Origin of the sequence: Rhodopirellula sp. P2 (assembly GCF_028768465.1) — a bacterium.
GTDB lineage: Bacteria > Planctomycetota > Planctomycetia > Pirellulales > Pirellulaceae > Rhodopirellula.
The window spans coordinates 7,099,467-7,124,191 of the sequence record NZ_CP118225.1; the positions used below are offsets into that span (position 1 = coordinate 7,099,467).

General features: G+C 58.9%; 18 protein-coding genes. 15 read left to right on the plus strand and 3 right to left on the minus strand.

Annotated elements, in window-relative coordinates:
• Positions 1-216: 216 nt before the first annotated feature.
• Positions 217-1,677, plus strand: a complete 1,461-nt coding sequence (locus PSR62_RS24985; RefSeq protein ID WP_274405671.1) for a sulfatase — start codon at positions 217-219, stop codon at positions 1,675-1,677.
• Between the two features lie 97 nt (positions 1,678-1,774).
• On the opposite strand, the gene ilvD is transcribed toward PSR62_RS24985, so the two are convergent.
• Positions 1,775-3,478, minus strand: a complete 1,704-nt coding sequence (gene ilvD / locus PSR62_RS24990; protein WP_274405672.1) for a dihydroxy-acid dehydratase — start codon at positions 3,476-3,478, stop codon at positions 1,775-1,777.
• Between the two features lie 245 nt (positions 3,479-3,723).
• Between ilvD and PSR62_RS24995 the strand changes: the two genes are divergently transcribed.
• The 6 genes from PSR62_RS24995 (at position 3,724) to PSR62_RS25020 (ending at position 11,026) form a co-directional block, all read left to right on the plus strand.
• The gene (locus PSR62_RS24995) at positions 3,724-4,500 is read left to right on the plus strand and encodes a 3-keto-disaccharide hydrolase (protein ID WP_274405673.1); all 777 of its coding nucleotides are present in this window, start codon (positions 3,724-3,726) and stop codon (positions 4,498-4,500) included.
• Entirely contained in the window at positions 4,500-5,198 is a 699-nt protein-coding gene (locus tag PSR62_RS25000; protein ID WP_274405674.1) for an HAD family hydrolase, read from the plus strand. Before PSR62_RS24995 ends, PSR62_RS25000 begins: the two co-directional genes overlap by 1 nt.
• Positions 5,199-5,216: 18 nt before the next feature.
• Positions 5,217-6,863: a Ppx/GppA phosphatase family protein gene (locus PSR62_RS25005; RefSeq protein WP_274405676.1), complete on the plus strand. Its 1,647-nt coding sequence runs from the start codon at positions 5,217-5,219 to the stop codon at positions 6,861-6,863.
• Positions 6,863-8,281, plus strand: a complete 1,419-nt coding sequence (locus PSR62_RS25010; RefSeq protein ID WP_443217328.1) for a protein-L-isoaspartate(D-aspartate) O-methyltransferase — start codon at positions 6,863-6,865, stop codon at positions 8,279-8,281. The genes PSR62_RS25005 and PSR62_RS25010 overlap by 1 nt, the downstream gene beginning before the upstream one ends.
• Before the next feature lie 280 nt (positions 8,282-8,561).
• Positions 8,562-9,866 carry a TIGR03000 domain-containing protein gene (locus PSR62_RS25015; RefSeq protein ID WP_274405677.1) on the plus strand — a complete coding sequence of 435 codons (1,305 nt, stop codon included), beginning with the start codon at positions 8,562-8,564 and terminating at the stop codon, positions 9,864-9,866.
• Between the two features lie 251 nt (positions 9,867-10,117).
• Positions 10,118-11,026 (plus strand): hydroxypyruvate isomerase family protein, encoded by a 909-nt coding sequence (locus PSR62_RS25020; protein ID WP_274405678.1) that lies wholly within the window; start codon positions 10,118-10,120, stop codon positions 11,024-11,026.
• Between the two features lie 200 nt (positions 11,027-11,226).
• Here PSR62_RS25020 and PSR62_RS25025 read toward each other — a convergent pair whose 3' ends face one another.
• Entirely contained in the window at positions 11,227-11,808 is a 582-nt protein-coding gene (locus tag PSR62_RS25025; protein WP_274405679.1) for a hypothetical protein, read from the minus strand.
• Positions 11,809-12,052: 244 nt separating this feature from the next.
• Here PSR62_RS25025 and PSR62_RS25030 point away from each other — a divergent pair, with 244 nt between their 5' ends.
• Positions 12,053-13,459, plus strand: a complete 1,407-nt coding sequence (locus PSR62_RS25030) for an outer membrane protein assembly factor BamB family protein (protein ID WP_274405680.1) — start codon at positions 12,053-12,055, stop codon at positions 13,457-13,459.
• On the opposite strand, the gene PSR62_RS25035 is transcribed toward PSR62_RS25030, so the two are convergent.
• Positions 13,456-13,650, minus strand: coding sequence for a hypothetical protein (locus PSR62_RS25035; RefSeq protein ID WP_274405681.1), 195 nt, complete (start codon positions 13,648-13,650; stop codon positions 13,456-13,458). The genes PSR62_RS25030 and PSR62_RS25035 overlap by 4 nt on opposite strands.
• A gap of 502 nt (positions 13,651-14,152) precedes the next feature.
• Between PSR62_RS25035 and PSR62_RS25040 the strand changes: the two genes are divergently transcribed.
• From PSR62_RS25040 to PSR62_RS25070, 7 genes are all read left to right on the plus strand, one after another.
• Positions 14,153-14,833: a hypothetical protein gene (locus tag PSR62_RS25040; RefSeq protein ID WP_274405682.1), complete on the plus strand. Its 681-nt coding sequence runs from the start codon at positions 14,153-14,155 to the stop codon at positions 14,831-14,833.
• A gap of 211 nt (positions 14,834-15,044) precedes the next feature.
• Positions 15,045-16,700, plus strand: coding sequence for a CTP synthase (locus tag PSR62_RS25045; protein WP_274405683.1), 1,656 nt, complete (start codon positions 15,045-15,047; stop codon positions 16,698-16,700).
• Between the two features lie 38 nt (positions 16,701-16,738).
• Entirely contained in the window at positions 16,739-17,200 is a 462-nt protein-coding gene (locus PSR62_RS25050; protein ID WP_274405684.1) for a DUF1844 domain-containing protein, read from the plus strand.
• A gap of 51 nt (positions 17,201-17,251) precedes the next feature.
• On the plus strand, positions 17,252-20,593 hold the full coding sequence (locus PSR62_RS25055) for a tetratricopeptide repeat protein (protein WP_274405685.1): 3,342 nt from the start codon (positions 17,252-17,254) through the stop codon (positions 20,591-20,593).
• 38 nt (positions 20,594-20,631) lie between these two features.
• Positions 20,632-21,549, plus strand: coding sequence for a MotA/TolQ/ExbB proton channel family protein (locus tag PSR62_RS25060; protein ID WP_338020255.1), 918 nt, complete (start codon positions 20,632-20,634; stop codon positions 21,547-21,549).
• A gap of 6 nt (positions 21,550-21,555) precedes the next feature.
• Positions 21,556-21,978, plus strand: coding sequence for an ExbD/TolR family protein (locus tag PSR62_RS25065; RefSeq protein ID WP_274405687.1), 423 nt, complete (start codon positions 21,556-21,558; stop codon positions 21,976-21,978).
• Positions 21,979-22,036: 58 nt separating this feature from the next.
• Positions 22,037-24,724, plus strand: coding sequence for a hypothetical protein (locus tag PSR62_RS25070; protein ID WP_274408300.1), 2,688 nt, complete (start codon positions 22,037-22,039; stop codon positions 24,722-24,724).
• The last annotated feature ends 1 nt before the right edge of the window (position 24,725 follow it).

The following is a 24,725-nucleotide window of genomic DNA, read 5'->3' on the forward strand; positions in this document are numbered from 1 at the left end:
TGTTCGATTTCGCCGGGCTTGGAAGCCCAGCGTACTGTTCTTGATTTCGCCGGGCTTGGAAGCCCAGCGTACAATGGACTTCCTAGTCCGTTGAACCGACCAGCGCAAATCACTCCTCCGCTGTGCCGCTCCCCTCCCCACTTCCTCGCGTGACTCATGCATTTGGCATCCTCCCTCGCATCACCTTCCATCCACAACCCAAGCCGCCGCCTGTGGATGCTCGCCACACTCATCGCGTGCATCGCCAATCACGCAGCGCCGGCAAACGCGGAAACGCAATCCAAGCCTTCCAAACCCAACGTGCTCTTCATCGCCGTCGACGACCTGGCATCGACGCTGGGGTGCTACGGCGATGTGGTTGCCAAGACACCCCACATCGATCGCTTGGCAGCGTCGGGAGTCTGTTTCCGCCGAGCGTACAACCAACTGCCACTGTGCAATCCGACTCGCGCGTCCGTGATGACGGGTCTGCGTCCCGATCAAATCAAAGTCTACGACCTCGATCGACATTTTCGTGACGAAGTTCCAAACGTCGTCACGTTGTCGCAAGCGTTTCAACAGGCCGGTTACTTTGCCGCTCGAGTTGGCAAGATCTATCACTACAACGTGCCAGCGTCGATCGGAACCGACGGCTTTGACGATCCGCCCTCGTGGAACCAAACGGTCAATCCCAAGGGACGTGACAAAGACGACGAGCAGCTCGTTTTCAATGCCGAACCGCATCGCAAGATCAGTGGTGCACTCAGTTGGTTGGCTGCCGACGGGGAGGACGAAGAACAGACCGATGGCATGATCGCGACGGAAGCCATCCGCATCATGCGAGAAAAGAAAGGTGAACCATTCTTTTTGGGTGTCGGTTTCTTTCGACCGCACACGCCCTATGTCGCACCGAAGAAATACTTTGACATGTACCCGCTGGAGTCACTGCGGTTGCCCTTCGCTCCCGCCGGTGATCGCGACGACATTCCCACGGCAGCGTTCGCTCACAATTGCCCGGTTCCTAACTATGGACTCGACGAAACAACGCTGTTGAAAGCGACGCAGGCTTACTACGCGTGCGTGTCATTCGTCGACGCTCAGGTCGGACGCTTGCTCGATGCGCTGGAGGAACAGGGACTGGCCGACAACACGATCGTGGTGTTCTGGAGCGATCACGGTTACCACCTCGGCGAACACAACGGAGTCTGGCAGAAACGAACGCTGTTCGAAGAAGGAGCCCAAGCGCCGCTGATCATTCGCGATCCATCGCAGTTGGGACATGGTTCCTGCAATCGCATCGTCGAGTTCGTGGACATCTATCCAACGCTCACGGATGTGGCTGGGATTGAATCACCGAGCGGATTGGCAGGTCGCAGCTTGAAACCTTTGCTGAACGATCCGGTTGCCAAGTGGGACGGCACGGCGATCACGCAAGTCTTGCGTCCCGCGGACGATCGATTGCCCGAGCAAGTGATGGGATGCAGCATTCGCACGCATCGCTATCGGTACACCGAATGGGCCGAAGGTCGGCACGGGGTCGAGTTGTACGACCACCAAAGCGACCCGAATGAATTCCACAACCTGGCCGTGGATCCGGATGAGCGGGCGGTTGCCGTCATCCGGCGATTGCGTCCGTTACTGCGAGCGAAAGCGTCGGGGGAGATCCCGACGGTGCCGGTCAATCCGGCTCGGTTGTAGAGGCGTCGAGTTCGATTTCGCCGGGCTTGGAAGCCCAGCGTACATTCCCCGTACTCAACGGGCTTCCAAGCCCGTTGAAGTGGTGTCCTCTACCGACTCACTCGTCGGTGACGCAGCCTTCGCTGGCGCTCTTCACGCACTTGATGTACTTGTAGAGCGTTCCGCGGGTGGCTTTCAGTGCCGGTGCGGTCCACTTGGACCGGCGGGCTTCCAATTCAGCCGCGTCGACTTCCAAATCCAACGAGTTGGTTTCGGCATCGATGGTGATGGTGTCGCCATCTTCGATCAACGCGATCGGACCACCGACTTGAGCTTCGGGGGTGATGTGGCCGACGATGAAGCCGTGGCTGCCGCCGCTGAATCGCCCGTCGGTCAGAAGAGCAACGTCGCTTCCCAGACCGGCACCCATGATGGCACTGGTCGGGGTCAGCATCTCAGGCATGCCGGGTCCGCCCTTGGGACCTTCATAGCGGATGACAACCACGTCACCCTTTTGAATTTGCTTTTGTTCCAAGGCAGCGAGCATCAACTCTTCGCTGTCATACACACGGGCGGGACCGCTGAACTGCAGACCTTCTTTGCCGGTGATTTTCGCAACCGCACCTTCGGTTGCCAGCGAGCCTTTCAGGATTCGAATGTGACCTGACTTTTTGATTGGTTCTTCGATCGTCGCCACGATCTTTTGACCGGCCTTCAATCCAGGCAGATCGGCCAAGTTCTCAGCCAGTGTCTTGCCGGTGACGGTCATGTGCTCGCCTTTGATCATGCCTTTTTCGAGCAAGTATTTCATCACGGCAGGCGTGCCACCGATGCTGTGCAGGTCTTCTTGCACGAACTTACCGCTCGGTTTCAGGTCGGCCAGGAAAGGAGTGCGATCGCTGACCGACTGGAAATCCTCGATCGTCAGCGGCACATCGACGCTGCGAGCCATGGCGATCAAGTGCAACACCGCGTTGGTGCTGCCGCCCAGTGCCATCAACGTCACCATGGCGTCTTCGAACGCGCCGCGAGTCATGATGTCGCGAGGCTTGATGTCTTTCTTCAGCAGTTCCAGGATCGCCAGCCCAGCACGTTTGCATTCCTCTTTCTTCTCAGGATGCTCAGCGGGGATGCTGGCGGAGTAGGGCAGGGCCATGCCCAAGGCTTCGATCGCGGTGGCCATGGTGTTGGCGGTGTACATCCCACCGCACGCTCCGGCACCGGGGCAACTGTGGCGAACGATTTCGCTGCGTTCTTCCTCGGTGATCTGTCCAGCGATGTACTGCCCGTAGCACTGGAAAGCACTGACGATGTCCAGTTTCTCATTCTTGAAATGGCCGGGTTTGATCGTTCCGCCGTAAACCATGATGGCGGGACGGTTCAGACGTCCCATCGCCATCAAACAGCCGGGCATGTTCTTGTCGCAGCCGGGCAGGGTGATCAGCGCGTCGTACCACTGGGCTCCCATGATCGTCTCGATCGAGTCGGCGATCAGGTCGCGACTTTGCAACGAGTAGCTCATCCCGTCGGTGCCCATCGAGATCCCGTCGGACACCCCAATGGTGTTGAATCGCATGCCGACCATGCCAGCGTCGGTGACACCGGCTTTGACGTCCGCGGCGAGATCGAGCAGGTGCATGTTGCAGCTGTTGCCCTCGTACCACATGCTGCCGATCCCGACTTGAGGCTTGTTCATGTCCTCGGAGGACATGCCGGTGGCGTAGAGCATTGCCTGCGAGGCACCCTGGCTTTTCGGCTGGGTGATCTTGCTGCTGTACTTGTTCAGTGCATTGGAATCGGAATCAGGCTGAGTCGCGGTCATGAGATTGTTTTGGCAGGGGAAAGCGGCCGGAGAGGGGTGGCAACACCTTGAAAGGGTCAAAGAGTATGATCGGTGACATGAAAACTACAAAGATGGGGCAGTTCGCCTCAGGTCCAACCCAGACAGCGGCGTCCCAACATCCGTTCGGAACTGAGACCGGTTTCACTTCCAAGAAACCATCCGCGGCCCGCCGCCTCACTCGACTTTCACCCGTGAATTCCCGGCGAACTCGCTGGGTGATGGCAATGCTATTTGCCCTGGCCAGCACTTCGGTGGGGCAGGGCACACACGCTCAAGAGCGACCTGAATCACTTGCACCCGCCGCGGCGACCGCGGCGCCGGCGAGCGAGGACATCGGCGTCAGCGACGAAGAATTTCGAACTCGCAGTCGATCCCTGTTCGACGGTCAGATCCTGGCTGGATTCGAAGGAGATGCCTCCTGGTTTCGAATCGAAGACGAAACGATCGTGGCCGGCCGGCTGGATCAACCGATTCCCAAGAATCAGTTTCTGGCCACCACCGAGAAGTTTGACAACTTCGAGTTCCGGGCTGAAATCCGGATGCGTGGCGAGGGCCGAAACGCGGGCATCCAGTTCCGCTCACGACGCCCAAAGAAAAGCGACCAGGTGCCACCGCACGAGATGATCGGCTACCAAGCTGACGCGGGTTACTCCGCTGAGCGTTCGATTTGGGGTGCGTTGTACGACGAATCGCGTCGCCGCCGAATGCTGCAATTGCCCGAACCGCCGTTCGAAGTCGAGTGGAAACGCAGCCGCGACCAACAAGACTCACAGGGTGAGCAGGACTCACAATCCGCCGCACCGGAACAAACCGAATGGATCGAGATGCGGATCGTGTGCCGGGGGCCGCGGATTCAGATCAGTCTCAACGGAATTCAGACCGTTGACTACACTGAATCGGAAGACGACATCCCCCAAGTCGGGGTGATTGGTTTGCAAATTCATGCTGGCAAACCCGCCGAAGCTTGGTACCGCAACCTGCGCATTCTTGGACTGGACTGATGGCAACCGACATTCGATTTATCTACTTCGACCTCGGGAACATCTTGGTCTCGTTTGATCGCAATCGAGCCAACGACAATGTGGCCGATCTGTTTGGTGGCACCCGCGAAGCCTCCGATGAAATCCTGCACGCGAGCGGGTTGCAGAATCGATTGGAAACCGGGTTGATCACGGCAGAAGAGTACGCGCAAGCCATCCGCGATGCCTACGCGACGCTGGTGGGTCCCAATGGAATGGTGGCGACCGGCGACATCATGCGTGCGATCAGTGACATGTTCACTCCGATCGAACCGATGGTTGCCGCCTTGCAATCATTGCGTGACGCGAAAGTCCCGATTGGAATCCTCAGCAACACCTGCGAGGCTCACTGGACCTGGGTCAACGGCCGGGGCTGGGAAGTCATGAGCGGTCCGTTTGAAGTGCAGGTCGTCAGCTACGAGGCCCAGAGCATGAAACCGGACCGCCTGATTTATGAAACAGCGATGAATTTGGCCAGCGAGTGCTTGGCAACCAGGCAAGGCAGAGACGAGAATGCCGCGTTGCGCCCAGAAGAAATTCTCTTCGTCGACGATCGTCCAGAAAACGTCGACGCGGCACGCTCTCACGGATGGACGGCGGAAGTGTGTTTGGGTGGTGAACAAGCCATCGATGTTTTGCGACGACACGGGTTCAACGTCCCTCTCGCATCCACCGCCTAGGAATTCAGCGTGAAGAACATGGACAATCCACTCACACCTCGAAGCACCGCGACCGCGCCGCACATCAGTGCTGCGAACCCGCACCTCAACACGGCGACCTCGCACATTGCCACGCCACTGGACAACTCCCCGCGAACGGTAGCGGCGATTGACATCGGTGCGACCAGCATCCGGATGGCGATCGCGGAGATCTTGCCCGACGGCAGCGTCCGCACCTTGGAGTCGTTGCTGCAACCCGTCGACCTGGGACGCGACGCCTTTGAAACGCGACGCCTGTCACGCAAAGGCATTGAACGAGCCGCGGCGGTTTTGAGACGTTTCCGCCGAGTCCTGCGGGAATACGGCATCGACTCGACCAACGACATTCGCGTCGTCGCCACCAGCGCGGTTCGCGAAGCCAGCAACCGCGTCGCGTTCATTGACCGAGTCTATGTGGCCACCGGTTTGGACGTCGAACCGATCGATGAAGCCGAGGTGAACCGGATCACCTACATGGGCATCACGCCCCAGTTGATGGCCTTGGCAGAAACTGCCGAGAGCAAATCGTTGGTCGTGGAAGTTGGCGGCGGCAGCACCGAATTGCTCGTCATTCGCGGTGGCAATGTCCTGCACAGCGAATCGTTCCGGTTGGGATCCTTGCGATTGCTGCAGACGCTGGACGCGTCCGGTGCCCGCGGCGTTCGCTGGCGTGAACTGCTGGAAACCCACATCCGCCGAATCCTGGTTCGCATCAGCGAACAAGTCCGCACGGACATCCAACTGAACTTGGTCGCACTCGGTGGCGACATTCGTTTCGCCGCGCATTGTTTGATCGAAGATTGGGACGAGACCTCACTGGCTCGCATTCCGGTCGACAAGCTCGAAGAACTGACCCAGCAAATCCTGGAAATGGGTGAGGACGCGGTCGTCAAAAAGTATGGTGCGACGTTTGTCGAAGCGGAAACGTTGGCGCCGGCCTTGCTGGCGTACACGATGCTGGCACGACACTTTGAGCTCAAGCACATCCTGGTCAGCGACATCAACCTGCGAGACGGGCTGCTGGCCGACATCGTGCAGGGTGGCAATTGGACCAGCGAATTCCGCCAGCAGATCGTTCGCTCAGCCGTTTCGCTCGGACGCAAATACCAAATCGACGAGACCCATTCCCGAGCCGTCGCCGAGTTGGCTCGCCGGTTGTTCGAAGAACTGACCAAAGAGCACCAACTGGACGCCCGCTACGAAGTGCTGCTGTACGTGTCCGCGTTGCTGCACGAAGTTGGCTTGTACATCAGTCTGCACAGCAATCACAAACACGCTTATTACATCATTCGCAACAGCGACCTGTTTGGCCTGTCGCAACAAGAGTTGAGGCTGGTTGCGTTGGTGGCCCGGTATCACCGCCGTGCCTCACCGCAATCGAACCACGAAGGTTACGGGTCCCTGGATCGACACGACCGAGTCGCGGTGGCCAAAATGGCCGCGATTCTGCGTCTGGCGATCGCGCTCGATGACACTCGCAGCGGCCGAATCCGCGAAATCAATCTCTCCCAAGAAGGCAAACGATTGGTCATTTCCGCCCCGGGAGTGGACGACGTGTCGCTGGAACAAATCGCCATGCGAAGCCAGTCGGGTTTGTTCCAAGACATCTTTGGCAAACCCGTTCTTCTGCGTCCCGAGGTGAAGTGATGTCGGAGCAGCGCCCCCCCAACCCAAACGCCTCCCCTGGCTGCGACGCGGTTGCAATCGAATCCCGAAAGAAGCGTTGGGCGTGCCAGGCCACCTTGGTGTGCCTGCTGACTTCGGCGATGACGCCCGTTTGGTCGCAGTCCCCGGAACAGCCCGCTTCCTCTCTCCATCCAACTCCATCGACGAGCGACAATTCCTTGGCCCAGCCTCCTCCGTTGATCCTGGGTCAAACTGGCTCCTCACCGACTGCCCTCCACGACCGCTACGCCGCCGCCCGCCGCAAGCTGGTTGAAACCAGGATTCGCACCGCCGGCGTGACCAACGAAGCGGTCCTGAAATCCATCGAAACCACGCCCCGGCACGAGTTTGTGCCGTCGGCCGTTCGCGACAAAGCCTACTTCGACATGGCCTTGCCGATCGGTTCCGCTCAAACGATCAGCAGCCCCTTCATCGTCGCCTCGATGACCGAAACGCTGGACCCACAACCGACGGACAAAGTGCTGGAAATCGGCACCGGCAGCGGCTACCAAGCCGCCGTGCTGAGCCCCTTGGTGGCGGAGGTGTATTCGATTGAAATTGTCGACGAACTGGGCACCCGAGCGGCGGGCGTGTTGAGCCGACTGAGCTACGAAAACGTCCACACCCGAATCGGCGATGGGTTCCTGGGTTGGCCGGAGGCCGCACCGTTCGACAAAATCATCGTGACGTGCAGCCCTGAATCCGTGCCCGTTCCACTGGTCGAACAGCTCCGCGAAGGCGGCTCGATGATCATCCCCGTCGGGGAACGCTACCAACAAACGCTGTACCGGATGACCAAACGCGACGGCAAATTGGTGCGTGAACCTCTGCGTCCCACGTTGTTCGTTCCGATGACGGGCACCGCCGAAGACGCTCGCCAGACACTCCCTGACCCTGCCAATCCCAAAGTCGTCAACCAAGACTTCTCCGATCCACCCGGCGCCGATGATCCGGAAGGCTTCGTGCCGGGCTGGTACTACGGCCGGCAAGTCCAGCAGATCGCCTTGCCTGCGTCCGCAGCGGATGGAGCCGAAGATTCCGGTCTGATCCGCTTCGAGAACGAAACCCCTGGTTTGGGGTCGCACCTGCTGCAGGGCATCGCAATTGACGGAACGAAGGTCTCCTTGATTCGGTTGTCGGCGCGGCTGCGGACGGAAAACGTCGTCAAAGGCCCCGATGCGGACTCGTGGCCAATGGTCGCCATCAGTTTTTACGATGAACTGAGACGTGACCTGGGGACCTTTTCGATGGGCCCCTACCGAGGCACTCGCCCTTGGCGGGAAGACAGCCGGTTGGTTCGGGTCCCGCGGGCCGCTCGGGAAGCCATCGTGCGAGTCGGGCTGTTCGGCGCGACGGGCAGTTCCGAATTTGATCACGTGGCGATTGAAAAGATCGACTGACTATCCAGCCAGGGCAGACATTCTTCTGGCGAACGCTCCGGATTGAGCAAACAGCGGTCACAACTCCACCACCACCACAACGCAATCCAATTATTTTACCCAGGCTTCTTGATCGGCAACGCCGGTCCGCTATCCTGACGAAGGCGACGGGCCCCCCAGATCGAATGGCCCGCAGCTTCCAAGTGCAATTCAAGCCGTTGAATCGCTCACTGTTGTGGTGGCGATCGATCGGCAGTACCAAGAGTCGCGTCAATAGGATGGAGAATCGTTTATGAGGTGCATGCAATTATTGGCATGCCTCACGGTGGCGCTCAGCACGAGCGTTTCCGCAGAGGCGGGTGGCTCCTACGGGAGTTACGGCAGTAGCGGTGGCAGTGGCGTCGTCTACGGCAGCAGCGGCGGAAGCAGTGGGGGCGGATTACTTTCCGGCCTGCGCGCTCGCATCGCGGCTCGCCACGCTGGTTCGTCAGGGGGCTCGGTCGGAGCTTCCTCCGGCGGTTCGTCGGGTGGATACACCGCGGCGTACGCTTCTTCAGGTGGATCCTCAGGAGGTTCTTCCGGCGGATCGTCCGGCGGGTACTCGCGTGGATCTTCCGGCGGTGGCTTGGCTGGTCACCTGCGTCAAAAAATCGCTCGCCTCAAAGCTCGCCGTCATGGCAGCAGCGGCGGGTACGTTGTCAAAGCCAACTACAGCAGCGGTGGCACGTCCTACAGCAGCGGCGGACGTTCGTCCGGCGGCAGCAGTGGCGGCTACTACGCTCCTTCGGTGTCGTATTCGTCGGCTTACTCAGGCGGCAGCAGCGGTGGCAGCTCCGGCGGAGTCAGCTACGCAGCTCCCATCCATTACGCCGCACCTTCGGTGTCGCACAGTTACCCCATGATCGAATCGGCTCCGATTTACTCGGCACCCATTCAGGGCGAAACCATCATCGACGGTGGAGCTCCCATCGGCGAGACCATCATTGATGGCTCGGTCATCGACAGCGGTGCTGCTTACGAATCCCGCAAACCGACGTTGGATGACGACGCCGCTTTGTTGACCGTTGCAGTTCCTGTCGACTCGGCTCGTGTGACCGTCAACGGACACGAAACAACCAGCGATGGAATGGTTCGCCAATTCATGTCGCGTGGTCTCAAAGACGGTTACCTCTACACCTACGAAGTCGTCGTGACCTACGACGTCGACGGGGAAGAGCGGACTGACAAACGAACCATCAAACTTCGTCCCGGCGACATGGAACGCTTGGTGTTCAACCAAACCGAAGCTGTCTCAGACGAAGAAGCGGAAGAAGAAGACCAATTCAGCGCCGTTGAAACTGCTCAACCCGAAACGGTTGTTCAACTTCACGTTCCTGCCGAAGCGAAAGTCGTTTTGGCTGGCAACGAAACCAACGGCTTTGGAACGGTTCGCACCTTCCGCACGACCCAATTGGCCGCTGGTCAAAACTGGGAAAACTACACCGTTCGCGTTTTGTTGGAGTCCAATGGTCGCCAACTGAGCCAAGAACGCACGATCAACGTTGCTGCGGGTGACACCGTCGAACTCAACTTCGAGTTCGACGACCAAGCCATCGCCATGCGATAAGCTCAACGTCGCTCAATCGATCTCAAAGCCGCGTCGAGGCAGATTGCTTCGACGCGGTTTTTTCATGCGCTCACCGCCTTGACTGCCTTACTCTCGCCGCCCCGCCCCAACAGGAGGTCGTGCCGTTTTGAAGCACCGTGCCAGCAACGCCTTGAGAATCCCGTTCCCCGAAGGGGTTTTGGAGACAGGGGTCGGCTCAGAAGTTAAACTGGTGAGCGAAACCTTCCTTCCTCTCCACTCCGATTGCCATCATGCCAGACAAGAAACCCGAATCGTCGCTGAACCGGCGAGGAATGCTCACCCGTGCCGCCGCAATCGCGGCCGGAACCACTGCCGTTGCCGCCACCGCTTCGCACGCCCAAGACGCAACCGGATCGGCTGCCGCCACCGGAACCGTTGACGCAAAGCAAGGCCGTTTGAACCAATCGGTTTGCAAGTGGTGCTTCCCGAAGATCTCGCTGGAGAAGATGGCCCAGGAAGCCGCCTCCATGGGGATGGTCGGAATCGACCTGCTCGATCCGAAAGACTTTCCGACGCTGAAGAAACACGGCTTGGTTTGCACGATGGTGCAATCCCACTCGCTTCCCAACGGATTGTGCGACACCAAGTTCCATGACGAGTGCCTGGAAAAGATGAACGTGGCGATCGAAGCCACCGCGGCAGAAGGCTGGAAGAACGTGATCTGTTTCAGCGGAAACGCTCGCGGGATCGATCGCGAAACCGGCATGAAGAACTGTGTCGACGCACTGAAGAAGATCACTCCGGTGGCCGAGAAAGCCGGCGTGACGCTGCAAATGGAATTGCTCAACAGCAAAGTCGATCACGCAGATTACATGTGCGACAACAGCACCTGGGGCGTCGAACTGGTCAAGCGAGTTGGAAGCGACAATTTCAAACTGCTGTACGACATCTATCACATGCAAATCATGGAAGGTGACATCATTCGCACCATCCAAAACAACCACCAGTACTTTGGGCACTACCACACCGCCGGCAACCCCGGGCGTCACGAACTCGATGACAACCAAGAGTTGCTGTACCCGCCCATTGCAAAGGCGATCGCGGACACCGGGTATGAAGGCTACTTCGCTCACGAATTCATCCCTGTGCGTGACCCGATCACAGGTCTCCGCAACGCCGTGGCTCAGTGCATCGTTTGATCGATGCCGACCGAGAGCACGAGTTTTCGCTGAGAGTTCCAATCGAACTCTCAGCGGCCATCACGCTGGACTGCTAAGCAGGCACGCAGGTGTCATCGGGTATGTGAGCCGTTGGCGTGAGCCACGGTTTTCACGCGCAACCGGGGGCCAGCGTCCAAACGGCTCACATGATTGTGCCCGATCATTCCTGCCGTCGTGCTTCAAAACGGCGGGGCGACCAACGGCGACGAAGCGGTCATCCCCCGCGTCATCGCGGGTGCTTTGACCGGGCGAGTCGGTGAGTCTTTGCGGGAGTAAGTTTCCTTGACCGGTGCAGGCCTGGACGCGACTGCCTTGTCGGCTTGCTGCTTCAGCACGCGACTTTCATCGGGAACAATCCGCAATTCCAATCCGGCCAAGTCCGTTTGCTGCATTTCTTTGACCGCGCGGGCGAGAGCGATTCGATCTCGCCGCGTGGCTTCGAACGATCGCGAAACGATCTTCTTGGGCGACGTGCCACCTTTCTCGTAAAGAGCGATCCGCAACCGCCCATCGGTCAAAAACTCCTTGCTGGATCCGACATAGAATTGTCGCCAAGATTTCGAGTCTTTGTCGTACGCGGTCAGCAGGTAACGCGAACGCTGGGTCAGCGGACGCCGCAGGTATTCTTCGGGGGTGATCGGGTCGGCGATCAAATCGCGAATCTCACGAATCTGTAAACGCCGACGTCGGAACGTGGTCTTGGCTTCGACCAAGGTCGATTCGGGGTAGGTCAGCTCGACTTCATCATTGGGTTCGAACATCAATTGTCTCCTTCGGGACCGAGGAAGCGTTGGCTCAGAAACGTTGGCCTCTCAGTGCGCCTTGCACTGCATTGTTCGCGAGTGCCCGGACACGTTTGGTCAAAATGCCCTGAAATCATGGTTTCTAGGTGACCAACAGCCATTTCCGGACCGGTTTGCAACGCTCACAGAAACTTTGCGGCACCCCACCGAACGCTTTTGCTAGAATGCGACCACCCGCCTACTCCCCCGCTTGAGTCACTCCATGGTTCGATTTCCCTGCCTCGCCAACCTGTCCCGGTCATTCCAACGGTTGGCTCGATTGCCTGACTCAGCCCTGCGTCGAGGGGTCCTTTCCTGGGCCGCATTCACGATCGCGCTGACCGCCATACCCACAATCGCCTCAGCGGATTCGTGGCCACAATTCCGCGGCCCAAGCGGGGACGGGATCGTCACCGCAGGCAATCCTCCGGTTGAATTTGGCGAGGACAACAACCTGACCTGGAAAACCGAACTTGCCGGCAAGGCCTGGTCTTCCCCCGTGATCGCGGATGGGACGATTTGGTTGACTTCGGCCGTGGAGATCATTCCATCGGAAGAAGAGCGACTCGAACTGCTGAAGAAAACCGAAAACACGGAACGCCAGTTCAAGCAACTCGCGATCGCCAAATCAATCGAACTGAAGGTCTTCGCAGTTGACTTCGAAACTGGCGAACGGAAGCAAACCATTGAACTGGCCACCATCGAGCAACCCGACGCGATCCATTCGCTGAACAGTTACGCGTCGCCCACCCCGGTGATCGATGGCGACCGGCTGATTTGCCACTTCGGCACGTTTGGCACATTCTGCCTTGACCGGGCGAGCGGCGAATTGATCTGGGAACGGACTCTGCCACTCAAGCATGCGGTCGGTCCAGGCAGCTCCCCCATCATTCATGACGGAAAAGTCATCCTGATCCAGGACGGGATGGAACGCCAATACGTGATCGCCTTGAATGCCAAAACGGGATCCACCGAATGGGAAACCAACCGTCCTCCAATGGACGCTCCCACCGGCGATCAGAAAAAGGCCTACTGCACGCCGATTGCGATCACGGATTCCAATGGTCGTGAGCAACTGCTTTGCATGGGTTCCCAGTGGATGGTTTCGTACAACTCGAAAACCGGCGATGAGTTCTGGCGTCTGTACCACGGCAAGGGGTTCTCGGTCGTTCCGCGACCAATCTTCGATGGCGAAGCGGTTTACTTCGCGACAGGATTTGGCAAGCCACAACTGTGGGCAGCTAAAGTGGATGGATCGGGCGACGTGACCGAATCCCACGTGCTATGGGCGGTCAAGAAAAGCATCCCAGCCAAACCATCGCCTGTGCTGGTCGATGGCCTGATCTACTTGGTCGATGACAACGGAGTCGCCTCCTGCATCGACCGCGAAGACGGATCCAATGTGTGGTCGAAACGTCTGGGCGGAAAATTCTCGGCCTCCCCGATCTTGGCGGCGGGCCGGATTTACTTCTGCAATCACAGCGGCGAGGTTTTTGTGATCAATCCTGGGACAGAGTGTGACATCCAAACGACCAATCAGGTCGACGGCCAAATCATGGCGTCGCCCGCGGTCATCGGCAACGCTCTGATCCTGCGGACCGACACAGCCCTGTACCGGTTCGACCGCTAGTTGGGTTTTGCGACTGAGGTCACTCGTTTGGCATGCCGGTTGTTTTCCTCCAGGCGGCGAGCCGTTTCTTCGCGATAGAGTTGCGTCGTCGTTTCGTGGACTTCGCTGCCTTGCTGCTTTCGATTGAGCAACGAGCTTGCGATGATGGGGTGCGTGAAACCGTGGACAGTTTGGATGAAGGCGGGATTCATGGGACCAATGCTTGAACTTGCTTTGAGAAAGAGGTGAGTGAGAGCGTCGCGAGATGATTTCGGACGACGTCGACAACAACCAAGTGAAGATGCACGTCGCGTGCCAAAGCTGGCCTTCGGCAAACGACCCGCCTGAATTCTCCGTCAGATTTTCGCCGACCGTTTGCCAGCAACGAGGCATTCGCCAAGCGTCATTGGCAGGCGTCGGGCTTGGGCCGCCATCGTCAAAGTCTCCAGAGCGTCCCCAGTCATGACTTCGGTTGTAGTGATCAAGCGGATCAAATCAGGCCTGCACGCATCCGTCAGTCCATTCCAATCGAAATCAACGACAAATGGCGTGGCAACCGTGTCCTACGGCCTAGGTATGAAGACCGGTCATGAAAACGCAGTGATTTTCACCCTGGCATGTTGCCCAGCCTCCCGCCTCCTGAGATTCGAAACACGGCATGGACTCGAACAGCGTTTGCACCGCGTCGGCATCCCAGGAACGCGTTTGCATTCAATGAGCGACCCTTCACGTTTGGACCGGTTTGCCCAGCGATCTCTTTCACAACTGGGTGTGTTTGAGTACCAGTTGCTTCAACTCAGAACGATGAGCGCCCCGCTGGATGCCGCGTTCGTCGACAAAGCGTTCACCACGATCCGGTCCATCTGCCGGGATGCGGAAGCAATGGAACGGGCTGCGATTGTGAATCAATCGCAAAACCTGGAAACAATGTTGCAGACCACGGTGCAACAAGTTGCAGACCAAGGATGCTCGCCCGACGCGAGTTTGCCCAACGCAAGCTTGATTGGCCAGATGCTTCAAGACACCCATCGGCTTCGATTGCGGATCCAGTCCGACACCGACGCGGCGATGAAATTTTGCGAGGAACAGCCTGCCGCAGAGGGCTCCGCCTCAGCGGCACCCCCACGTTCGTCTCATCCTGATACCCGCAAGACCATTTCGAACGCCGGCACGACCAAGACGCCCGCTCCCAAACGGGCTCGGCCTGAGTTCACCATTCCGCCGACGATCAAGCGTCTGGAGGATCTGCTGGACCAAATCCAGGCCCAACTGGACGACTGCCTGGCCGACGGGGAATGCCTGGAATTCGATCCCAAGCCAGAAAACTCAAATTCGGCTTCCGTCGCCCGGGAAGACAGGGAAGACCCCGATGAGCATGCCAGCGGGACAATCTGAGCGGTCTGTGAAAAACGGACCGACCTTCGCATCGCCAATGGACGTCTGCGGGAAACGGGGACCTTTTGCGGGAGATTCGGGTGGAAACCCGCATCCAGAATTACGTCTCCACACCCTCTAGCGGGCCTTCTCGGCACAATCCCCGGCAATCGTCCCTTCGGGTCGTCAACTCCGCTTCCGAAAACATTCCTTCACGGTATCATTTTCGGACATGACTAAACACATTTTTGTTACCGGCGGCGTTGTCAGTTCTCTCGGCAAAGGCCTGACCAGTGCATCGATCGGCATGGTTCTCGAACGCCGCGGGCTTCGAGTTCGAATGCAGAAACTGGATCCGTACATCAACGTCGATCCTGGGACAATGAGCCCTTACCAGCATGGCGAGGTCTACGTTTTGGACGATGGGTCCGAAACCGATCTCGACCTCGGGCACTACGAGCGATTCACTTCTGGCGAGTTGAATCGCGATTGCAACTACACCACCGGACAAATTTATTTGTCGGTGATCGAAAAAGAGCGGCGTGGCCAGTTCTTGGGAAAGACCGTTCAGGTCATCCCGCACGTCACCAACGAAATCAAACGCGTCATCAAGCGAATGGGCGGCGACGATGTGGACGTCGTGATCACCGAAATCGGTGGCACGGTGGGCGACATCGAGAGCCTGCCATTCCTCGAAGCGATCCGCCAATTCTCGCTCGACGCCGGTCGCGAAAATTGCCTGTACATGCACCTGACGCTGGTGCCGTACCTCAAGGCTGCCGACGAACTGAAAACCAAACCGACCCAGCACTCGGTTGGTCAACTGCGGGAAATCGGTATCCAGCCCGATGTTTTGGTTTGTCGCTGCGAGCGATCGATCAGCCGCGACGACCGGGACAAAATCGCGTTGTTCTGCAACGTGGAACCCGAAGCGGTCATCGAAGAGAAGGACAAGGACTTTTCGATCTACGAAGTCCCGTTGTCACTGGTCGACAACAAACTGGACGAATTGATCGTCAAGAAACTCGGCCTGACATCGGCAGGCAGCTTGGACATGACCCCGTGGAACGATTTGCTGCATCGATTGCGGAACCCGCGACATGAGATTTCCATCGCTGTCGTCGGCAAATACGCCGAGCACAAAGACGCCTACAAGTCGATCTACGAATCGCTTGACCACGCCGGAATGCACCACGACGCGCAAATTCGGATTGGACGGATTCAAAGCAGTGACATCGAGCGGGAAGGTGCCGAACGATTGCTCAGCGGATACCATGGGATCCTCGTCCCAGGTGGCTTTGGCGAACGTGGTGTCGAAGGCAAAGTCCAGGCGATCCAGTTTGCTCGCGAACGCAACGTGCCGTTCTTCGGCATTTGCTTGGGCATGCAAACGGCCGTGATCGAGTACGGCCGAAACGTGCTGGGTCTCGAAAAAGCTCACTCAACTGAATTTGACAAAGACACCCCGCACCCCGTCATTTGCCTGCTGGACGAACAACAGAACGTGATCGACCTGGGCGGGACAATGCGACTGGGCAGCCAGCCAACCAAACTGGTCGCTGGTTCGAAAGCCTTCCAGTCGTACGGCCGCGAGGACATCGCAGAACGTCACCGACACCGCTACGAGTTCAACAACGAATATCGCAAAGCCTTTGAAGAGGCTGGCATGCGTTTCACCGGCCTGAGCCCGGATGGCGGACTGGTGGAGATCGTCGAAATCGATTCGCACCCCTGGTTCCTGGCGGCGCAATTCCACCCCGAATTCAAAAGCAAGCCACTGAAATCGCATCCGCTGTTCACTGATTTCATCGAAGCAGCGATCAACCGTCGCAAACAACGCGTAACCGAAGAGATTGCCTCGGAGTCCGAGAAGCCAACCGCTTCCTGAATCCACTCTGTCTCCTCCCCCTCTTTACCTGATCTGCCATGACAAACTCTGACCCCAAAGAAAACGAACCAGACGAGTCGCCTCAAATCGTGGTGGACTCGGATTGGAAAGAACAGGTCGCCAAAGAGAAAGAAGCTTTGGCCAATCAACCCGATGCCGATCAACCCGATGCCGACCCGACCGACGCCGCCCCCAGCAGCGAAGTCGCGGATGAATCCACGGAAGCGACCCCGATGCCCACCGGCGGGGCTCAGCTTCCGCCAGCCAGCTTTGAAGTCCTGGTCTCCATGCTGTTCACGCAGGGCATGAGTGCCCTCGGCCAGATTCCAATGCCAGGCCAAAAAGAAGGTCACGTCGACAAGGCGATGGCCAAGCATTCGATCGACACCCTGGAAATGCTGGTCGGGAAGACCGAAGGCAATTTGTCGGAGGACGAATCGAAGATGTTGGGCGAAGCCACGCACGCGTTGAGGATGGCCTACGTCAGCACACGCGGTTAGAGTGAAACGCTGGTTCCTTGGATTCGCTTCTCGCACTTGCATTCTGCTGCCATGCCAACCATCGTTCGAACACCGTTGTTCGGCCTCTCGTGTTTCCCCCGCGTTGCTGGTTTGTTGCTGGTGATGACCTTGGTCTTGAACTGGCCGGCGCATCGTCTGGTTGCTCAAGATGAATCGACACAAGATTCCGCCGCAGTCGCGCTCTATGCCGACGCGGCGAACTTCCAAACCAACGGTGCCATTGGGCTGGCCGTCGACACCTGGACCCGATTCCTGAAGGAATACCCCGACAGTGCATTGGCATCCAAAGCCTCGCATTACCTCGGCGTCTGCTACATGCAGCAAGACACGCCGGATTTAAAAGCTGCCGCCGACGCCTTCCAGGTTGCCCTTCAAGACACCGCTTACGATCTCCGCGAAGAAAGCCTGTCCAACCGTGGTTGGTGCCTGTACGCGGCGGCGGGAACCGGCGAAGAAGCGGACCCCAAACTGCTTCGCGAATCGATCGCAACCTACGACACACTGATCAAAGAAAACCCCGATTCGCGACTGCTGGACCGGGCGTACTTCTATCGAGGTGAAGCCCAGTACGCGATCGGCGAACTGGACGAGGCGATCGAATCTTACAACGCGATGATGAAACTGGATGGCATCGGGGATTCCGTCTTGCGATGCGATGCGCTGTACGCTCGCGGTGTCGCACTGGAAGAACAAAAGAAGTACGACCAAGCCCAGTCGTCCTACCAGCAACTGTTGAAGGCCTGCGCGGACTCGGACTTGGTCCTCGATGTCGAGATCCGGATGGGCGACATGCTTTTGTTGCAAGGCGAGATGCAGGCAGCCGTCAAACGCTTCGATTCGGTTGCGAACCATGCCAACGCAACTCCCGAGGACAAAGCGTATTCTTTGTTCCGCCAAGGGTACGCGTTCGCTCAAGACGGCGACCCGACCCAAGCCTCCGCTTCCTATGAAAAACTGCTGACGCAGTTCCCAAAATCACCTTACGCCGCCGCGGCAGCCCTGGCCTCCGCCCAAACGCTTTATCAAGCAGGGGACCTTTCCGGCGCGGCCGCTCGCTTTCGAGATGTGCTCCAGGGCACCGATCCCGAGGCCGCAACCGAATCGGCCCACTGGCTGGCTCGGATCGAACTTGGCACCGCCAATCGTGACCCTGCCAAGATGTTGGAAGCGGCCAAGGCCGCTTATGAAGTGGCGTCGGAACAAATCAAGCGCGGTCCCCAGGGCAGCTTCGCCGTCGCTCTCAAACTGGATGCGGCCGAGGCCCTCTCTCTGCAACCCGACCGCCTGAAAGACGCCCTGGATCAATACCGAGCCATCGCCAGCGACCATGCCGAGCATGCGCTCGCACCACGGGCTCTGTACAACGCCGCGTTCGTGGCGTTGCAGCTTGGTGAGACCGACCAAGCCACGAAGTTGGCGGATGACTTTGAGGCCAAGTACCCGCGTGACCCACTCGCACCAGACGCATCGTTTGTGGGCGCCGAAGCCCTGCTGGCATCGGGCCAAGCGGAGTCCGCCGCCAAACGCTACCAATCACTGGTCGACAGCCAACCACATCGCGACCACCCCCAGCGTCCAACATGGATTCTTCGTGGGGCGACCGCGTGGAAGGCCGCAGGTGAACCCACGAAGACCGCCACCCTGATTCGCGAAAACCTGGGGGCCATGCAGACGCCAGAACAAAAAGCCGAAGCCTTGCTGCTGGCCGGACAAGCGGAGTTGTCCAGTGGCGATGCGGCACAGGCCGCCAAGTCATTTCAAGCCAGCCGAGAAGCCGCCCCTGAGTGGGCCCGTTCCGACGAAGCCTTCCTGATGGCGGGCCAATCTCAACTGGCCGCCGGGAATCGTGACGCTGCGGAGGGCATTTGGAAAGAACTCATTCGCAGCAATGGCGAAAGCCGAATGGCCGACCAAGCCCGTTACAAACTCGGGCAACTGGCCAATGGCGAGCAACAGTACGCCGAAGCGATTGAATACTTCGCCCCCATCCTGACCTCCCAACGCGACGCGGGCCTGGTGCCGTTTGCTCGCTACGCCAAGGGCATGGCGGAACTGCAATCGCAACAACACGCACAAGCCGTGAAGACGCTTTCCGACTTGATCACGGAAACCCCCGACCACGCTCTGGTTGACGATGCACTGCTCTCGCGAGGCATCGCTTATCGCCACCTCGATCAAGACCCAGAATCACGAACCGACTTGACCGCGTTTTTGGAGACGCAGCCAACCGGGAACAACCTCGGCCACGCACTCTACGAACTGGCGCTGCTGGATCAGAACGCTTCGCAAACCGCCAAGGCAGCCGAGAGCCTGCAACGAATTGTCGATGAGGTCCCTGACTACCCCGACATGGACAAAGTTCTTTACGAACTGGGCTGGTCACTCCGCGAGAGCGGGCAAGATGAACAGGCGCTGGCCCAATTCGAACAACTGATTTCAAAGTTCCCTGACAACGCCTTGGTGGCGGACGCAGCTTACTTCGTCGGCCAAGACCACTACCGCAAGGAAGGCTGGTCCGAGGCCGCGAAGGCGTTTCAAATTGCGGCCGACAAGACCGCTGACTTGGATCTGAAAGAGAAGTCGCTCTATCGCTTGGGCTGGTCTCACTACAAGCAGAAAAAGTACGCCGAAGCCGAAGCTGCCTTCAAACGCCAGTACGTCGAAGTGCAGCAGGGCGGGTTGCTGCTGGACGCGATGATGATGATCGGTGAATCTCGTTTCAAACAAGAACAGTACGACACAGCGCTGCGAGCGTATTCCAAAGCTCGTGAAAAAATCGTTGCCGAGAACGACTCCGCCAAGTCAATCCGAGACCGAGCCGAGCGTCAGGTCCGGGAATTGATCTTGCTGCACGGTGGCCAGAGCGCTGCTCAGCTGGGTCAATTTGAGGACGCCATCGATTGGTACAACGAACTCCGCGAACGATTCCCCGCGACGACCTATCTTCCCCAAGTGTTCTATGAGATCGGATTCGCCGCTCAAAACGCGGGGAATGACCAACAGGCATTGAAATTCTATTCCGAGGTCGCGGACAATTTCCGTAGCGAAATTGCGGCTCGCGCTCGGTTCATGATGGGTGAGATTCACTTTGCGAACAAAACGTTCGACCAAGCGATCCCAGAATTCCAACGCGTCATGTTTGGTTTTGGGGCGGACAAAGCCGATCCTGTCATCAAGAATTGGCAAGCCAAGAGCGGGTTCGAGGCGGGACGATGTGCCGAACTGCTGACGCAGTCAGCACAAACCGATGCCGCCAAAGCGAAAGCCACCAAGTTCGCCCAGGATTTTTACCAGTACGTGATCGATCAACATCCCGGGCATGAATTGGCTGCCAAGGCCAAGCAACGGGCGGAGGCACTGAAAGCACCGTGAGATTTCTTTCCAACGACCGACGACGCCGGCGCACGACGTTGGGCATCGCTGTCCTTTGGTCCGCTTTGTTGATCACCGCGGTACCAGGTCCACTCCTGTCGCAATCGGTGTCCGCTCAAGAAGGCGGCGAACCGACGGGTGCCACGCAAGGCATCGTCGATGCCGCCGACATTCAGTCCGTCATGAATGACGAACCAACGCAGCAACCCGGTTCCGACCAACCCTCAGGCATCGACCTGCTGTCGCTGATCGCGCGTGGCGGACGGTTCATGATTCCCATCGGACTGATGAGCATGTTGGTGGTGACGCTGTCGGTGGAACGGACGCTGTCATTGCGAACCGAGAAAATCCTCCCCCGATCACTGGTCAACCAAATCAGCGATTTGGCCGCGACGCACGAGACGTTTCCGCCCAGCACCGCCCAAGAGATTTGCATCGAGAATCCGTCTCCAGCCGCGCGTGTGATCTCGTCGATGCTGATGCGCACGGGGCAACCCCTGGGCGACATCGAACGCGCCGCAGGAGAAGCTTTGCAGCGGGAAGCGGATCGCTACGCCAGCCCGGTGCGGTGGCTCACACTGGCCGCTGCCGCGACCCCTTTGATGGGACTGCTGGGGACCGTGTGGGGCATGATTGTGGCCTTTCATGAATCCAGCACATTGACGGCCGACCGCAGCCGCAGCGAACAACTGTCAGAAGGGATTTACACAGCCCTGGTAACCACACTGGCGGGACTGACCGTCGCGATCCCTGCCGCCATCCTGGCTCAGTACCTTGAAAACCGAATCGCCAAGTTGTTTCATCGCATCGAAGAATTGGCGTTCACCATCGCGCCCGGATTGGTGCGTTTTGTAGGCCGCTCGCGGATGGACGCGGAAGGTCAACTCCGCCCACTCGACAACGGGGCACCACCGCCGGTGACCGTCCACTCACCGCCCCCTGTCACCACCTCGTGATCGATCATGGCTGTTCAACTCAAACGCTCCAACGTTGCCGGAACACTCAGTCTGACCCCATTGATCGATGTGGTCTTTTTGCTGCTGATTTTCTTCCTGGTGACCAGTGAGTTTGAAGACGAGGAACGCCGGCTCGACATCGTGCTGCCGTCAGCGACCAGCGCCGTTCCGATGACCAGCAAACCTCGCGAAGTCGTGGTCGACATCGATGCCGATGGAACGGTTTACTTGCGAGGCAAATCCACCCCGCTGAAAGAACTCGAACAACTGCTCCAAAAAGCGGTCGCCAGCAACCCGACCAACCAAACGGTGGTGATCCGTGCCGATCAAAACGCCAGCTTTCAACCGGTCGTGAACGTCATGGACGTGTGCAACCGCACCGGGGTGAGTGACTATTCGGTCTCCACCAAAGACGGGCCGGCAGGCTGATCCGGTGAGTAAAGAACCAACCTTCTTTGACGAGATTGCAGATCCCGAGGACGAGCGAATGTGGCCGCTCGACCTGGCGCTGATTTCGTTGACCGGCCTGATCCTGTACATGATCTTGGGTTATCTCTCATTTGATGACCCGCGACCGCTGTACAACGCCTGGACTTACGCGATCGCAGTGCCGCTGGTCGGCGCTGGACTTGCATTTGGCCTGCACCAAATCGCGTCCAAGTACGTTCAGAAATCGTTCCAGCTGGGGTTCCTGTTCAGCATCTTCGTCCACCTGCTGCTGATCGTGTTGGCGGTGCGCTGGGTCATCTTCCCCCATTATTTCCCGGAGGCGTTTGCGGGAGTCAAACCCGATCGATCACCGATCCGCAAAACGGTTCCGGAGTACCTGTTTCAGAAGCCCGATGAATCCAACGCGGTGACGCCTGATTGGTCCCAGCCCGTGGACGCCGAGACGACCTCGCAAGTCATCCCGCTCGAGCAGCGTCAGATGCCGCCTGTGAAACGTTCCGCGCCGCGACTGGAAATCCCTCGCCCCAATCAAGAGCAACCGCGGGATCCAGAAAAGTTCCTGATGGAACGCGCTCAACCGGAGATGGCCAAACCGCAGCCCTCGGAATCGCCCTCTCGACTGGCTCGACGACGGCAACCGACCGAGCCAGCGCCTCAGGCGCAGTCAGCCCCCCAAGCCCCCGAGATCGACACTGCGGTGGCACCGACGGCGGAGCAAACGCCTGCCGAGAAATCGACGTCTGCGGCGGCCAAGCGTCAACGCAGCGGCGCCACCGTCGCGATGTCAGCGGACATGTCGCCAGCCCCCACCCAAGATCCGACACCGATGCCCGCCCCGACCATGCGAGCGATGGCGGAATCGATGCCGACGGTTGGCTCCGCAGGGCTGGCTCGTGAGCGCAGCCAACGGCAGCGTCCCACACGGCAATCGGCTGCCGGAGCTGCCCCCACGCCACCAACCGTCTCCATCGCGAAAGTGGAAGTCGACGCGGAACGCATGCTGACACCGGAACTGGCTCCGATTCAAAGAACCAGCCAAGCGGTGGGCGCCAACGTGACGCTTTCACCGGGTGAATCCGCCATGGCCGCGATCGACAACGCGCCGACAACGGGGCAGGGTAACCTGCCTCAAGCCGCGCGCTTGGCCACAATGGCGGGGATGCCCGAGGCAACCAACCAAGCACTCAGCAGGCCACGATCCGCCAAACGTCGAAGCGTCGGCCAACGCAGCGGCTCCACCGGACCGGGCCCCGATTCGGGAGCCATCGCCGCGATGCTGGCCGACGCCACGGACGAGGGTTCCGCGCCGGGCGAAGCGTCCGATGCGGCCACGGACCGGATGATGAACGACAGCCCGTCGCGTGACCTGGCCCGCTCTGCCGAATCGTCATTGAACGAATTAGCGATGACGGCGGACCCTGTCTTTGACCTCAACGCTCCGGACGGTCCAGCGGGATTGTCCATCGAGCGAGCGGACAAAGCAGGCATCGTCCCATCCGATGAACCAGTCGAAATGGCAGCGTTGGACCTCACCCGCGGGCAACGTCAACGACGCGATGTCGGTGGCCCAGTCACTCCCGCAGGTCTGTCCGTCGCGGCCGTGGAACAGTTCAGCCGGCGTGTTCAACGCACCAATGGCGGCGCCGCGCCCGCGCCCGCAGGCATGGTCGGGCCCGCCACAGAAGAAGCCATCGAACTTGGACTCGCGTTCCTCGCCTCGCTGCAAAACGAAGATGGCAGCTGGGCACTGCAAGGGCACGGCGAAGACGTGATCCTGCAATCCGACACCGCCGCGACGGGCATGTGCCTGCTGGCGTTTCAAGGTGCTGGCTACACCCACCGGCAACATCAATACGCCCCGGTCGTCGCCAAGGGCCTGAAGTTCCTGATCGACAACCAACGCACCAACGGTGATTTGTACCGTCGTGAAAATCCGCTGAGCGACCAAAACGTTGCCTTCTATTCTCACGGAATCGCAGCCTTGGCATTGTGCGAAGCCTACGGCATGACGCAGGACAGCGAACTGCGTGAACCAGCCCAGATGTGCCTCAATTACATCGAAGCAACCCAGCACCGACAACGCGGCGGATGGCGTTACACACCGCAGGTCAGCAGCGACACCAGTGTCACCGGCTGGATGATGATGGCGCTCAAGAGTGGCGAATTGTCTGGGCTGGATGTTTCCCCTGACACTTACGCCGGGATCAATCGCTGGCTGGAACTGGCCAAAGCCAGCCCCACGGAACGGGACCGCTATCGCTACAACCCGTTTGCTCCCAACACGCCTGCCCAAGCTCACGGACGCCGCCCGTCACCCACGATGACCGCGGTGGGGATTTTGATGCGAATGTATTCCGGCTGGAGCCGTGAGAATGAAGACATGCAATCGGCGGCAGACTACATCGCCAAATTTCCACCCAGCGTTGGCACCAACCGAGTCCCACAGCGAGACACTTACTACTGGTACTACGCCACCCAGGTGATGTTCCACATGGGCGGTGAGCACTGGGAGAACTGGAATCAGTATCTCAATCCGGTCCTGATTGACAGCCAAATCAAACGCGGTCCCGAAGCAGGCAGCTGGGACCCTGAATTACCGGTCCCTGACCGATGGAGCGCTCACGGCGGACGCTTGTACGTCACCGCGATGAACCTGCTCAACTTGGAAGTCTACTACCGGCACCTGCCGATCTACGAAGAGACCGGCGCTCAACCAACGCCTTAGG